Source organism: Rhizobium sp. Root483D2, assembly GCF_001426685.1.
GTDB classification, from domain to species: Bacteria; Pseudomonadota; Alphaproteobacteria; order Rhizobiales; family Rhizobiaceae; genus Pararhizobium; species Pararhizobium qamdonense.
Genome location: NZ_LMFB01000019.1, coordinates 59,053 through 72,197 on the forward strand (window position 1 = coordinate 59,053; position 13,145 = coordinate 72,197).

Below are 13,145 nucleotides of genomic sequence, written 5' to 3' on the forward strand. Positions count from 1 at the left end.
CTGTGTGAGCTTACTGTCAAAACTGCCAGTTGGCAGGCACCCAGGCGTAACCGCCATCGGTCTTGAGCATTCGGCCAAGGCCGGGAAACGGATAGTGGAAACCGAGCACCGGAATCTGATCGGCGGCCGCCCTGTCGAAAATGCGCCGGCGAGAGGCAAGTGCGGTCTCCTTGTCGCGGTCGGGCCCCGGAAGCCAGGACCTGTCCACGTTGACAACAGGGTGGTAGGCAAGGTCGCCGGTCAGCATCAACTGATCATTTCCCGAATGCACGAGGAACGTCGCCATACCGGGCGTATGCCCTGAGGCGACAATTGTCGTCAGTCCTGGCAGGATTTCGGCGCCGGCCTCATACAGTTCAACGTCGCTTGTAACCGGCTGCAGGCTGCTCTTGATGGCTGCAGCAAAGCGCAGGCGGAATTCTTCCGGGACCGGCATGTAAGATAGGTCAGGATCCGTGAGGACGAAGAAATCCCAGTCGGCCTTCGGCAGGAAAACGGTGGCGCGGGGAAAAGCCCTGCCACCGTCAGCAGCCCTGAGATTACCAACGTGGTCTGGATGAGTGTGCGAAATGACAATTGCGTCGATATCGGCTGCGCTGAGCCCGATCGCAGCCAGGTTCTCAAAAAGTCGGCCACCATTTGGACCCATCGTGCCACCGGCCCCGGCTTCGATGAGGATGCGCCGGCCGCCTGTTTCGATCAGGAGGGTGTTCAAGTTGAGTGCCAGGTGGTCGGTTGGAAGAAATGCGCGCCGCAGAACCTCCTGTAGCTCTGCCTCTGTAGCGTCGCTTGCATAGACCCGTGGCGGACCGCCAATCATACCGTCGCTCAAAACCGTTGCGCTGATTTCGCCAACGCGAAAGCGATAGTGACCGGCATTGCCGCTAAGAGAGGATTTTGTCTGTGCTTTTGCAATGCCGTTGCCGCTCACGCCTGGCAAGAGCATGCTCGAGGCGCCGGCGACGGCAGAGAGCATCACGGCCCGTCTCTTGATGGTGAACGCGTTCATCATGGTTCCTTTCAAAATCAATGAGACGCCGAGGCGTATCAGGACATCTCGAAAGACCATGACATCCACGCGCTGCGCTGATAAGTGATGTAAAATAGATCGGCTTGATAAGGTGAGCTTCGCAATGAGTGCGTTACGTCTCGATAGTTTTGATGTTTTTGCCGCTATTGTCCGCTGCGGTGGTTTCCGCGCTGCGGCGCTGGAACGTGGCGTGTCTTCGTCGGCATTGAGTCAGACCATCAACGCGCTGGAAGAGACACTTGGTATTCGGTTGCTCAATCGGACCACCAGAAGTGTCTTTCCAACTGAAGCGGGGCAACGTCTGCTGGACCGCCTTAATCCGGCCTTGACGGACATCAGGCTTGCCATCGCCGAGGTCGATGAGTTGAGGGATACGCCTTCGGGAACCTTGCGGATCAACGCGCCTGCCCCTGCCGTTGATCATCTTCTGTGTCGCCTCGTCTTCGAGTTCATGGAAACATATCGCGAGGTAAAAATAGAAATCATCAGCGACGCTGCAGTGATCGACATCGTCGAACAGGGATTCGATGCTGGCGTGAGGTTCGGCAAGCAGTTGGCCCAGGACATGATTGCAGTCCCGTTAGGGCCATCGCTCAGATATGCGATCGTTGCCTCTCCGGATTACATCGAACGGCGAGGGCGGCCCGAAACGCCGCACGATCTCGTCAATCATGATTGCATAAGGCGACGGTTCCCTGGCGGCACGTTGGTGACATGGCGGTTCACCAATGCAAGCGAAGAGCTCGATGTCACGCCGGACGGACGGCTGACACTCAGTTCGGCGCATAATGAGCTTCAGGCAGCATTGGCCGGCAAAGGCATCGCGCACGTTCTGGACGACTACGCGAAACCTTATGTTGAAAGCGGTCATTTGGTTGAACTCCTCATCGACTGGAGCCCTTCCTTGCCAAGCTGGTTTTTGTATTACCCCAACCGCCGTCTTCCGAGCGCGGCCATGCGCGCATTTCTGGACTACATCAGAGGCTATAAATGGGACACCGGCACATAACCGACCGGCCCGGCGAGCACACCGATTTTGAACAGCAAACGACGGTGTACGGTCATGTGGTGTCTCTTCTGGTACGATTTCCGCTGTTGACGGCTTATTGGACGCGTTCCCATTCGATGACGATCTTTGTGCCTTCCGGACGTTGAAAGCTCTCATGCATGCGATCGCCGACAACGGTCAGAGTGAGTTCCTGTGTCGTCCGTGTTCCGCCGACCCAGTTCGGAAACGTTGAAGCCTCCACGCGGTTACCGCTGAATGCACCGTTTTCATCGACCGTATAGGTGCCGAAGAAACCAATATTGCGCGCCATCGCATCGCGATTTTCCGTATCGGTACCGCCGCCTCGGGCATTTGATGTGAAGCGAGGCGTATCGGCGTCCGTCAGCACTTCGACGAAATGCATGTCCGGTGTGAACACGAGCAGTCCGAGTGGGCGCTGCCCGTAAGCCGGGGTATTTGCGCCCTCCGGGTCGATCTGCGCCGAGATCATGCGCCAGGTTCCAACGATCTGATTGACTTGAGCCGTCTGCGCGGCGGCGGCGACCGGAGACAAGGCGATGAACGCGCAGAGAAGCGCTGATCGAAGTTTCATGAGGAATTCCTTTGCGATAACGTTGTTGGGTGCGAGCAAGCTTGATCTCCAAGCATCAAAGGTCCTGCCGGTCAGCGGAGTGTGCAATCTGCTGTTGCCCTTTGATTGCCTCCAGACGTGCGGCGAGTGCTGTCGAAATGGACGCGTAGGCGGTGCTCCCAAGCGCGAGACGCAAGCCGGGTCTGGCGCTGTCGGCGGCCGAGATGATCGCCGTGACTGTTCGAGCGGCGTCACCCTTCACGACGAAGCTGCCGTCGCTGATTGCTCGCCGCACGGCGCCCGCTGGGGTGTTCTCGTAGATGTCCATAGGGGCGGCGCGCACGAGACCGGCACCGAAATTCGTTCCCGTCGGGCCTGGTTCGACAATGATAAAATCTATGCCGAGAGGCGCAACTTCCTGTGCGACCGACTCCACAAACCCTTCAATGCCCCATTTGATCGCATGATAGAGGCTGAAACAGGGATAGGCGATCTGACCCCCTTCCGACGAAATCTGGATGATGCGTCCACCGCCCTGTTGGCGAAGCCACGGCAACGCCGCCCGGATGATTTGTATCGAGCCTGTCAGGTTCGTCGCGATTTGTTGATCGATCTGATCGTTGGTCAGTTCTTCCGCTGCGCCGAACAAGCCATATCCCGCGTTGCTGACGACAACATCAATCTGTCCCATCTCCTCGAACGCCCTGTCGATCGCTTTTTGGATGCTGGCAACGTCGGCCAGATCCAGGAGCGAGGCACAAAAGTTTCCGCCGTAGCGTTGCTCAAGATCCAACTGCATATCTTTTTTGCGTACCGTGCCGACGACCCTGTCGCCGCGGGCGAGGAGCTGTTGTGTCATCTCTTGACCTAAGCCAGAGGACACGCCGGTGATTAGCCAGGTCTTCATCGTCATAAACCCTTTCATAAGAACTCAGTTTAATGTAGCGAAGACCAATTGGTGCAATAAGACATCCAATTCAGGATGACCAAGTGCAAAGAATTCACGAATGGTTCGGCCAACCCTAAACGACCTTGCGTCATTCGCTGCGGTGGCCAACCATCGCAATTTTCGCATCGCCGCAGAGACACTCGGCATCTCGCGGTCGGCTCTGAGCCATGCCATCATCGCTCTCGAGAGCAAGCTCGGTATCCGGCTTTTCAATCGCACCACGCGCAGCGTGTCCCTCACGCAGGCGGGGGCGCAGTTGCTCGCGCGTCTTGACCCCGTTCTTCAGGATCTGGATGCGGCGCTCGACACGCTCGCCGAAAGCCGCGGAACGCCCAGCGGAATTTTGCGGATCAACGCCAACAAGAGCGGCGCGCGCATTCTTCTTCGCAGCGTCATTCCTCATTTTCTCGATAGCCACCCGGAAGTCGAAATCGATCTCGTTTCGGAAGGGCGCCTCGTCGACATCGTCGATCAGGGATTTGACGCCGGAGTACGGCTGGCCGAAGCCGTGCCGCAGGACATGGTTGCCGTGACGTTCGGCGGCACCGTCCGTTTCATAACAGTTGCCGCGCCGCGTTATCTCAAGGACAGGGTGCCCCCTGGCACGCCGGATGACCTCCAGGCCCACGCCTGTATCCGGCAGCGCCTGCCCAGCGGAAAGCGGTATCGGTGGGAGTTTTCGAGACGAGGGGCGGAGGTTGCGATCGACGTTCCAGGTAAGCTCACATTGGACGACAACGACCTTCTCGTTCAAGCTGCAGTGGACGGCCAAGGCATTGCCTACGTTCCGGATAGCTTTGCACATCCGTTCCTGGCCTCGGGGCAACTTGTCACGCTCCTGGACGAGTGGTGTCCGCCAGTCCCCGGCTTGGTCCTCTATTACCCTCGCAACCGCCATGTCCCGGCAACATTGCGGGCGTTCATCGATACCATGAAGGTCATCTTCCAAGATGAGGACAACAGGAAGCAACACCGCCATTCAACGCGTAGCGAATGAATGGCGTTATCGTCAGGGAGGTCATGTCACCTCATGGACGGTGCGCCTTGGAGCACGGCGGCTAACACGATAGACTGCCGCAGGCGGGACGTTTGCAAGTGTGCGCCCCACATAAGTGGCTTTAAGGCCCAATCGGTCGAGTAATGGTCTTGGTATCGGACATCTTGGGCCATACGTAAACTGATAAAAGGCGCCGTTCTGGCGCAGGTGCGAGAACGCACCATCAAGTATGGCAATAACCTTTCGCGCCGGCATCGAAAGAAGCGGGAGCCCACTCACGACTGCGCCCACTGGAGTGTGCGGTTGGAGCGCCAGTGTGATTAAATGCGCGGCGTCCATCTGAATGGTTCTGGCCTTGGGAAACCGAACTTCGAGCTGCACCGCAAAGTCTGAACCGTATTCGACCAGTACAAGGTTTTCTTCTGCGACGCCCCTGCCGAGCAGAGCCGTCGTGAACACTCCGGTTCCGGGCCCCAGTTCAATAACCGTCCCGGTTTCTTGCGAAATCTCCGTTGTCATTAAAGCTGAAAGCGCTCGGCCAGACGGCGTGATGGACGCGACCTGTAACGGCGCAGAAAGCCAGGCTCGAAAAAACAAAGAGGCTTCGGCGATCCTGCTTGTCATCACTTGTTACTCGCGATGGCGGGTATAAAACGCTCCGCCAGTCCCATCGCCATCAAACCAAATAGGCCATAGAGCCCAATCCATTCTACGAGGGTGCCAAGAGGATCCATGTCAGAGATCCCCGCTTGTTGCCGCACCGAGATGAGCGACCGCCGGGGGCGGAACCTGTCTGTCGAAGGCAACGCCGGTCAATTGTTCGGACGCCTGCCACAGACGGTGCGCGACATGCGTTTCCAATGCTTGGGCGGGGATTTGCGATATCGCGGGATATCCTCTCGTCTCGCCGAATTTATGGGGGCCGTAATAGGCGCCACAGCGTGCCGCAGTTGACGTGGCTGCGAAAAGGGTGGGCAGTGCGCCTTGCGCCGCCGGCTGAAACAGGAACCACAGCAACGATCTGATGCGGCCTTGGGCGCTCACCCGTCCCGGCCCGTTGTGAAGCAGGTCGGTGCGTGAGATGCCGGGGTGTGCTGCGATGCTCGTGATGCCCCAGCCGGCCGACTTGCTGCGACGCTGAAGCTCGAGCGCGAACATCAAACATGCCAGTTTCGACTGGCTATAAACGGGCATGGGCTTGTAGTCATGCTCCGCTTGCAAATCGCTGAAGTTGATTGCGGCATTGCCGCCGCGCACGGCCACGCTCGACAGAGTCACTAGCCTGGGCGTTTCGCCGCGCATCAGCAGTGGAAGAAGCTGCGCGGTGAGCGCAAAATGGCCGAGATAGTTGGTGCCGAACTGCAATTCAAAGCCGTCGACGGTTGTCTTGCGGGTTGGAGGCATCATTACACCGGCATTGTTGATGAGAACATCTATATGATCTCGTTCACCCTTTAACCGCTGGCTGAAAGCCGCAATCGACCCAAGGTCGCCAAGGTCGATTGCCTCGAAAGTAACGGAAGCGTTCGGCACATCCTGCCTGATCCGTCGCATCGCCTCGGCGCCTTTGGCAGGATTGCGGCCGGCGATGATGACGTCACCGCCCGCCCGGGCCAGGGCTACGGCATCTTCGAAACCTAAGCCACCTGTGCCGGTGACCACAATCGTTCGGCCCTTCTGGGACGGCATATCCTCAAGTGTCCAGAATTTGGTCATTGTCTTTCCTTTCGGGAGAGAAGCAAGATTTGCAGGTCCGCCGAAGATGCCAATTTGCGGGGCATTTTCAGCGCACTCCGGAGTCGCCATGGGGTGAAGGCGACCTTCTCAGATCGGGAATGGGGCGATGTCATCGTTTGACGCAGTTGGGCGCGGTCAGCGATGGCGGAGGAAAGCCGCGATGCGTTGATTTGTGATCAGGTAGACGATGCCGGTCAGAACGCTCGCCAAGGGCACGATCAACAGGCCAAGTCCGAGGCCGTTTGGAATGTTGGCTGCTGTAGCTGCATCACTGACGATGCCAACGATGAGGGGGCCGAGTGCCGGGCCGGCGAGACCGGTTCCGATCATCACGAGGCTGGTCGCTTGTGCCTGACGTCCCGGACCAGCAATCAGATGCGCAGCCCCGAAGCCCCAAGGCAACATGAACGAAAACGACAGCATTCCGGGGACGAAGAGCGCGATGGACATCCATCCGGTTGGTGCAAACAGTGCTGCCGTCGTCGTTACGCTGGCGACCAGGAAAAGAATGGCCGGGGGGCCGAGCACCTTGCCGGTGCCGGAGCGAACAGCGTAGTCAAACCAGCGTCCACCGCCCAGTGTCCCGATAATCCCCATCAGCCCTTGCAACATGCCGAAGGAAATGCCGACCTCGGTTGCGGTGAAGCCATATGTGCGGATCAAAAACGGAATGGAAAAGGCATAAAAGGGCGCTCCTGCGAAGCCCAGGAAAACGGCACCTGTGAACAGCCAGCGGAACGGCGGAGACGATAGCAGATCAAGGCTGGTTCGCAGAAAGGGTTCGTTGCGACCGGCTGTCAGGGGAAGCGGGGGAGTAGGGCCGGTGACAAGAATGGTCAACAACCCGATCAAGACGCCGATCGCTCCCGCGCCCATCAAAACGATGCGCCAGCCGAATACATCTGCAATCGCGCCGCCGGCCGCAAATCCCACCATCGTGCCCAGGGGGATGCCCATTGCGAAAAGACCGATGGCAAGACCGCGCCGCTCCGGCCCAATTTTGCGGACGATGAGAGCATGACCCGCCGGTACTGCGCCTGCCTCTCCGAATGCGACACCGAAGCGTGTGAGGGCCAGGAACATGAAACTCGCGGCAAAACCGCCGAGTGTCGTCATGACGCTCCAGATCAAAACGCAGGACACCAGCACCAGCCGCGGTGATCCCCGATCCGCCGCACGGGCAAGTGGCAATGATAGGAGTGCGTAACACACGGCAAATGCAAGGCCGGTGAGCAGGCCCATCTGCGTGTCGCTCAACGATAGGTCTGCTTTGATTTTTTCCGCCAGGATGAATGGAAGTATTCGATCGATCTGCGAGAACACGTTGATGAGCAAAAGTATGATGCATATGGCAGCCATTCGCAGGCCTTTTGCGTAGTCCCGGCTGGCGGCAGCGGGTAGGGGTCGTATCTCTGAAGGGTCTATTGACCGGGCGACAATTTCTGTCATCTTGGGGTCACTCCTCGCTTGGTTGCACCCTTAAGCTAGATGGAGTGTCCCATGACCAGAATGCCCGAACCCTCAAGAAACTTGCCTATTCCTACAGAAGGCGATACCGTCGCGGGTGACGGCCGCGTGTTGCCATGGCCACAAAAACAACCGGAATCGCGCTTGGCATCACCGATACTCAACGCTGTAACGACGTATATCGAGAGTCAGGGTGGTGGACAGGGTTTGTTTCCGACCGCCATTGATGGGTTCAGCATCGTGCGTTCGTACCAGGCGATGATGCCGATGCGTGCGCTCTATCGTCCTTCACTTTGTGTCGTTCTTCAAGGCGCGAAGGAAATCCGGTTCGGTGGCGACCGGCTTGACTACCGCGCAATGGAATGCCTCGTTGTCAGCATTGGGCTTCCAGCGGCAGGACGCATCGTGGAGGCCAGTCCCGAGTATCCGTATGTGGGCGTCCTGATTGATTTCGACGTCGTCACGATGCGGCAGGTTCTGGAACAGCTCGACACCCCGCCTTCTCCAGCCACTACTTCCGGCCCTTGCGCGTTCGTGGGAAAAGTGGATCAACCACTTGCGGATTGCATCCTGCGTCTTGTCAGGATGACAGAAACGCCGAAAGCAATTCCGATACTGGCGCCCTCAGTCATGCGCGAAATTTGCTATTGGTTGCTCAGCGGTCCACATGGCGGGGAACTCTGCAAACTGGCATTGCCCGAATCGAACATCGAGCGGGTCGTCAAGGCAATCGCGACGCTGCATGTCAACTTTGCGCAGACATTGCGTGTCGAGCAGCTGGCAGATGTGGCGCGCATGAGCCCGTCGTCATTTCATCAGCACTTCAAAGCGTTGACCTCGATGACACCTCTGCAGTTCCAGAAACAACTCCGGCTCCTGGAGGCAAGGCGCCTCATGGTGGCCGAGGCCGCCAATGTGGCCGATGCTGCCTACAAAGTGGGATACGAAAGTCCTTCACAATTCAGCCGGGAATACTCACGTGAGTTCGGGATCGCGCCGAAACAGGATGTTCTAAACCAGCAGCGGCTCTACAATGAATATGCCAGCCGCACGGTTCGAACCGCCTGAGCTGCAGGACGCGACGTGGCAACCGATTTCGAGAGTGCAAATCCTGAGACCCAACACCAAGTTGTCCTCTGACGATCGGCTAGCACGAAACTAGCCGCTCAACGAGGAACGACAAACGCGACGATCCCATCTCTACAAACAACCTCAGTATCTCCGCGCGAAAATGAGCGAATGCACCAAGCATTTGTGATGGAGGCGCTGGCAAGCGGGATCAGGTATTGCATTTTCTTACACGGTTGATGTTTCGCGGAACCATCATTGAAGCTGCGTGTTTCGCTGTGTCGGACTGATAAAAATACGCTGTGCAATCACGAGGCCATCACATGTCGATAATGATTAACGGGTCGCCGGCCGAACTACCGCGCGATGCACGCATATCGCTTCTGGATTTTCTGCGTGAGGAACTGCACCTCACCGGCACCAAAAAGGGTTGTAACCAAGGCGCATGCGGGGCCTGTACGGTGCTGGTTGAGGGGGAACGGATTTTGTCCTGCCTGGCGCTGGCCATCCAATATGACGGGCGCGCGGTCACGACGGTGGAAGGACTTGCGGCGCCTGATGGCCTGCATCCGTTGCAACAGGCCTTTATCGACCATGACGGCTTCCAATGCGGCTATTGTACGCCTGGCCAGATCTGTTCGGCAATCGGGATGGCCGCAGAGGCAAAGCGCGGCGTTCCAAGTCATGTCAGCGCCGATCTGCGCGCCGACGTGGTTCTGACGCGTGAGGAACTGCAGGAGCGCATGAGTGGCAACCTCTGTCGCTGCGGCGCGCATAATGGGATCATCGATGCGATCCGCGATACGGTCGCTGCGGAGATGGTGGCATGAACCCGTTCGAATATGTGCGTGCGGCTGACGCTGCGGAAGCGGTGCGGCTGGGGCAGGGAAGTACAACTGCTTACCTTGGGGGCGGTACCAATCTAGTCGATTTGATGCGCGAGACGATAGCGCGTCCCGACAACCTCATTGACGTAACGAGCCTCTCAGCGGCGATCGAGGAAACAGAAAGCGGAGGCCTGATGATCGGCAGCGCGGTTCGTAACACCGCATTAGCCGAGCATGACATGGTGCGAAGCCGTTACCCGGTGCTCTCACGCGCAATTCTGGCGGGCGCTTCGGCGCAGATCAGGAATATGGCGACGGTTGGCGGCAACCTGCTCCAGCGGACTCGATGCACTTACTTCTACGACACCGACGGTTCGAGCTGCAACAAACGGACGCCGGGTTCGGGGTGCGATGCAATTGAGGGGTTCAACCGAATTCATGCGATTTTCGGCGCGTCCTCCGCATGCGTTGCGACACACCCATCTGATATGTGTGTTGCGCTCACAGCGCTGGATGCGACCGTCCATCTCCAAAGTACGGACGGCGTACGGACACTCCCCTTTGCCGAATTGCACAGGCTGCCGGGCGATCATCCGGAATTCGATACGGTACTCAGGCCCGGCGAACTTATCACCGCCGTCGAATTGCCCGCTTTGTCGTCCGAAGTTCGTTCGAGCTATCGCAAGGTTCGCGACAGGGCAAGCTATGCCTTTGCGCTGGTGTCAGTCGCTGCCGTGCTTGAAGTGGAGGATGGCCACATCAAAGATGTGCGCATCGCGCTGGGTGGCGTCGCACACAAGCCGTGGCGCGCGTCAAAGGCTGAAGCAGTGTTGCTTGGCCGTCCTCTGACGGAAAAAATTCTTCAGGATGCGGCGAGTGCCGAACTGAGCGATGCCAAGCCACTCCGCGATAACGGCTTCAAGATCGAACTTGTCAACCGCACCCTCGTGGCCGTCCTCGGCGATCTTACAGGAGCAACAGCATGAGCATCGTCGATACCGTCAAGGGCGCGGCCCAGGCCGCGGTGCAGGGAGCGATGGCAAAACTGGTGCCACTGGCGCCCGACAGCTGGATTCCGGGCGGCGTTCCCGATCCTTTGATACGCCGCCAGCATGGGTTAATCGGCAAGCCGGTCTCGCGTCTCGACGGCATGTTGAAGGTGAAGGGCGCAGCGACGTTCGCCGCCGAGTTTCCGCTTGAGAACATGGCCTATGCTGCACTTGCCTATGCAACGATCCCGCGCGGACGGATTGCGACGCTCGACACATCTGCCGCGGAGGCGGCGACCGGTGTCGTGGCCGTGATGACGCACAAAAACGCGCCAAGAATGAACGCGCCCGCAGTTTTTGGAACGTCGCCGAGCGCGGCCGGCCCCGCCGATTTACCGATCATGCAGGATGATCGTATCCATTGGAACGGGCAGCCCATCGCGGTTGTGCTTGCTGAAACTCAGGAGCACGCGGATCACGCCAAATCCTTGATCGTCGCGACTTATGCTATTGAACCATCGACCACCTCGCTTGCAAAAGCCAAAGCCGCAGGCGCACAACCAGCGCTGTTCATGGGCGAGCCATTGCTGACCGAAATTGGCGATGCAGAGGCGGTGTTGGCGGCGGCCGCACACAAGGTCGATCACATCTACACAACACCGAGGCACAATCACAATGCGATCGAGTTGCACGGCGCGAGCATAGCATGGGTTGACGGCGAACTGGTCATTCACGATGCCAGCCAGCTCGTCACAATGGAGGCCGCAACAATTGCAGGCGTATTCGATCTCAAGCCGGAGCAAGTTCGCGTGACGTCCCCCTTTGTCGGTGGCGGTTTTGGCGGTAAATGCCTGTGGGACCATCAGATCCTCGGTGCTGCCGCAGCAAAGGTTTCGGGACGCCCGGTTCGCATTGCGCTGACGCGTGAGGGAGTATATCGCGGTGTCGGTGGCCGCACGCTAACCGAACAGCGTGTTGCGATCGGAGCGACCGCAGACGGTCATTTCCAGGCGATGATCCACACCGGTATTTCAGCTGTAAGCCCGCACAACAACATGCCCGAGGCTTTCATCATGGGAACGCGCTCGGGCTATGCGGCGGATAGTTTCAAGCTGTCGGTCGAGACCGTCACGATGAACATGCTCGCCAACACCTTCATGCGCGCGCCGGGCGAATCCGTCGGGACATTTGCGCTGGAATCGGCAATCGACGAGTTGGCAGCCGCGTTGCAGATCGATCCGGTCGAACTACGCATCCACAACGAACCCGAGAAAGACCCGACCTCGGGCTTGCCTTTTTCCGCGCGCCATATCGTCGAGGCATGGCGGTCAGGCGCTGAGCTTTTCGGGTGGGACCAGCGGAGCAAGACGCCCGCCACCCGGCGCGACGGAGAGTGGATGGTCGGCATGGGCTGCGCGACAGCGACCTATCCATATAACCGCATGCCAGGGGCTGCTGCACGGATCACACTTCACCGGGACGGACCGGATGGTGTTGGCGCGATCATTGAGGTCGCAGCGCACGAAATGGGAATGGGAACGTCCACCACCACGGCCATGGTTGCGGCAGAGCGTCTTGGCCTGCCGATGGACGCGATCGAGGTCCGCTACGGCGATTCAAATATTCCCGGCGCCATTCTGGCGGGTGGATCGCAACAGACCGCAGCGATCGGAGGTGCGATGATTGCGGCGCATAACGCCTTGGTCGCCAAATTGTTGAAGCTTGCAGGCAACGATTCGCCGCTTGCGGGTTTGGCACTCGAAGAGGTTGGCAGTGAGGATGGAGGCCTGGCCAAGCTGGACGATCCCACACGCAGGGAAGGCTATGCCTCGATCCTCGACCGCGCGCAGTGCGACAGCATCACTGTTGAGGAAAAGGCGTCGCAGCCACTGGAATCGATGCACTGGTCGATGCATTCACATGGCGCGGTCTTTTGCGAGGTCCGCGTCAATACGGTTACCGCAGAGACGCGCGTCAGCCGCATCCTGGGATCCTATGATTGCGGCCGGATCCTTAACCCAAAGACTGCGCGCAGCCAGTTCCGTGGTGGCATCATCATGGGGCTAGGGCTGGCGCTGATGGAGGAGACGCAGTTCGATGAGCGCAATGGCCGGATCATGAACCCTAGCCTGGCCGAGTATCACGTGCCGGTGCACATGGACGTCCCCGAAATCGATATAATCTGGACCGACATCGCCGATCCCCACACGCCGATGGGAGCGCACGGCGTCGGCGAGATCGGCATTACCGGCGTCGCTGCCGCCGTGGCGAATGCGATCTACAACGCGACAGGCAAGCGCATCCGCGACCTGCCGATCACGCTCGATAAGCTGCTGTGACACCAGACGATCGCGCGCGTCGGGCAATGGGTCGACATCGACGGTATACAACACGACTTGCTCCAAGTTTCGTAATTGGCGCCGTTCAGACGGACTAAGTCCCTATGGTAAGCTGGAGAAAGCCGGTCATTAATTGGCCGCCTCAAACCAAAGATTAAACCG

General features: G+C 58.7%; 12 protein-coding genes. 6 read left to right on the forward strand and 6 right to left on the reverse strand.

The window, feature by feature from the left end; genetic code table 11:
* Positions 1-16: 16 nt before the first annotated feature.
* A complete protein-coding gene (locus ASD32_RS16530) occupies positions 17-1,009 on the reverse strand; it encodes an MBL fold metallo-hydrolase (RefSeq protein WP_060639547.1) in 993 nt (330 codons plus the stop codon).
* Between the two features lie 124 nt (positions 1,010-1,133).
* Between ASD32_RS16530 and ASD32_RS16535 the strand changes: the two genes are divergently transcribed.
* The gene (locus ASD32_RS16535) at positions 1,134-2,039 is read left to right on the forward strand and encodes a LysR family transcriptional regulator (protein ID WP_060639147.1); all 906 of its coding nucleotides are present in this window, start codon (positions 1,134-1,136) and stop codon (positions 2,037-2,039) included.
* A gap of 94 nt (positions 2,040-2,133) precedes the next feature.
* On the opposite strand, the gene ASD32_RS16540 is transcribed toward ASD32_RS16535, so the two are convergent.
* Positions 2,134-2,631: a lipocalin-like domain-containing protein gene (locus ASD32_RS16540; protein WP_060639548.1), complete on the reverse strand. Its 498-nt coding sequence runs from the start codon at positions 2,629-2,631 to the stop codon at positions 2,134-2,136.
* Between the two features lie 55 nt (positions 2,632-2,686).
* Complete coding sequence (locus ASD32_RS16545) at positions 2,687-3,523, reverse strand: SDR family oxidoreductase (protein WP_060639148.1); 837 nt, start codon at positions 3,521-3,523, stop codon at positions 2,687-2,689.
* A 94-nt stretch (positions 3,524-3,617) separates the two neighbouring features.
* On the opposite strand from ASD32_RS16545, the gene ASD32_RS16550 reads away from it, so the two are divergent.
* A complete protein-coding gene (locus ASD32_RS16550) occupies positions 3,618-4,556 on the forward strand; it encodes a LysR family transcriptional regulator (protein WP_060639149.1) in 939 nt (312 codons plus the stop codon).
* Between the two features lie 21 nt (positions 4,557-4,577).
* On the opposite strand, the gene ASD32_RS16555 is transcribed toward ASD32_RS16550, so the two are convergent.
* The 3 genes from ASD32_RS16555 to ASD32_RS16565 form a co-directional block, all read right to left on the reverse strand.
* A complete protein-coding gene (locus tag ASD32_RS16555; RefSeq protein WP_060639150.1) occupies positions 4,578-5,180 on the reverse strand; it encodes an rRNA adenine N-6-methyltransferase family protein in 603 nt (200 codons plus the stop codon).
* 111 nt (positions 5,181-5,291) lie between these two features.
* Positions 5,292-6,272 (reverse strand): SDR family oxidoreductase, encoded by a 981-nt coding sequence (locus ASD32_RS16560; RefSeq protein ID WP_060639151.1) that lies wholly within the window; start codon positions 6,270-6,272, stop codon positions 5,292-5,294.
* Between the two features lie 156 nt (positions 6,273-6,428).
* Positions 6,429-7,742 (reverse strand): MFS transporter, encoded by a 1,314-nt coding sequence (locus ASD32_RS16565; protein WP_060639152.1) that lies wholly within the window; start codon positions 7,740-7,742, stop codon positions 6,429-6,431.
* 162 nt (positions 7,743-7,904) lie between these two features.
* Between ASD32_RS16565 and ASD32_RS16570 the strand changes: the two genes are divergently transcribed.
* The 4 genes from ASD32_RS16570 (at position 7,905) to ASD32_RS16585 (ending at position 12,983) form a co-directional block, all read left to right on the forward strand.
* Positions 7,905-8,828 carry an AraC family transcriptional regulator gene (locus ASD32_RS16570; RefSeq protein ID WP_060639153.1) on the forward strand — a complete coding sequence of 308 codons (924 nt, stop codon included), beginning with the start codon at positions 7,905-7,907 and terminating at the stop codon, positions 8,826-8,828.
* Positions 8,829-9,151: 323 nt separating this feature from the next.
* Positions 9,152-9,658, forward strand: a complete 507-nt coding sequence (locus tag ASD32_RS16575) for a 2Fe-2S iron-sulfur cluster-binding protein (RefSeq protein ID WP_082546800.1) — start codon at positions 9,152-9,154, stop codon at positions 9,656-9,658.
* The gene (locus tag ASD32_RS16580) at positions 9,655-10,641 is read left to right on the forward strand and encodes a xanthine dehydrogenase family protein subunit M (RefSeq protein ID WP_060639154.1); all 987 of its coding nucleotides are present in this window, start codon (positions 9,655-9,657) and stop codon (positions 10,639-10,641) included. Before ASD32_RS16575 ends, ASD32_RS16580 begins: the two co-directional genes overlap by 4 nt.
* A gap of 50 nt (positions 10,642-10,691) precedes the next feature.
* Positions 10,692-12,983: a xanthine dehydrogenase family protein molybdopterin-binding subunit gene (locus tag ASD32_RS16585; RefSeq protein ID WP_244490197.1), complete on the forward strand. Its 2,292-nt coding sequence runs from the start codon at positions 10,692-10,694 to the stop codon at positions 12,981-12,983.
* Positions 12,984-13,145 lie beyond the last annotated feature (162 nt).

Bases quoted from the DNA above. Each gene is read 5' to 3' on its own strand.
- ASD32_RS16560 (WP_060639151.1), bottom strand. From the start codon at position 6,272: ATGACCAAATTCTGGACACTTGAGGATATGCCGTCCCAGAAGGGCCGA.
- ASD32_RS16530 (WP_060639547.1), bottom strand. From the start codon at position 1,009: ATGAACGCGTTCACCATCAAGAGACGGGCCGTGATGCTCTCTGCCGTC.
- ASD32_RS16545 (WP_060639148.1), bottom strand. From the start codon at position 3,523: ATGACGATGAAGACCTGGCTAATCACCGGCGTGTCCTCTGGCTTAGGT.
- ASD32_RS16535 (WP_060639147.1), top strand. From the start codon at position 1,134: ATGAGTGCGTTACGTCTCGATAGTTTTGATGTTTTTGCCGCTATTGTC.
- ASD32_RS16550 (WP_060639149.1), top strand. From the start codon at position 3,618: ATGGTTCGGCCAACCCTAAACGACCTTGCGTCATTCGCTGCGGTGGCC.
- ASD32_RS16565 (WP_060639152.1), bottom strand. From the start codon at position 7,742: ATGACAGAAATTGTCGCCCGGTCAATAGACCCTTCAGAGATACGACCC.
- ASD32_RS16555 (WP_060639150.1), bottom strand. From the start codon at position 5,180: ATGACAAGCAGGATCGCCGAAGCCTCTTTGTTTTTTCGAGCCTGGCTT.
- ASD32_RS16575 (WP_082546800.1), top strand. From the start codon at position 9,152: ATGTCGATAATGATTAACGGGTCGCCGGCCGAACTACCGCGCGATGCA.
- ASD32_RS16580 (WP_060639154.1), top strand. From the start codon at position 9,655: ATGAACCCGTTCGAATATGTGCGTGCGGCTGACGCTGCGGAAGCGGTG.
- ASD32_RS16540 (WP_060639548.1), bottom strand. From the start codon at position 2,631: ATGAAACTTCGATCAGCGCTTCTCTGCGCGTTCATCGCCTTGTCTCCG.
- ASD32_RS16585 (WP_244490197.1), top strand. From the start codon at position 10,692: ATGGCAAAACTGGTGCCACTGGCGCCCGACAGCTGGATTCCGGGCGGC.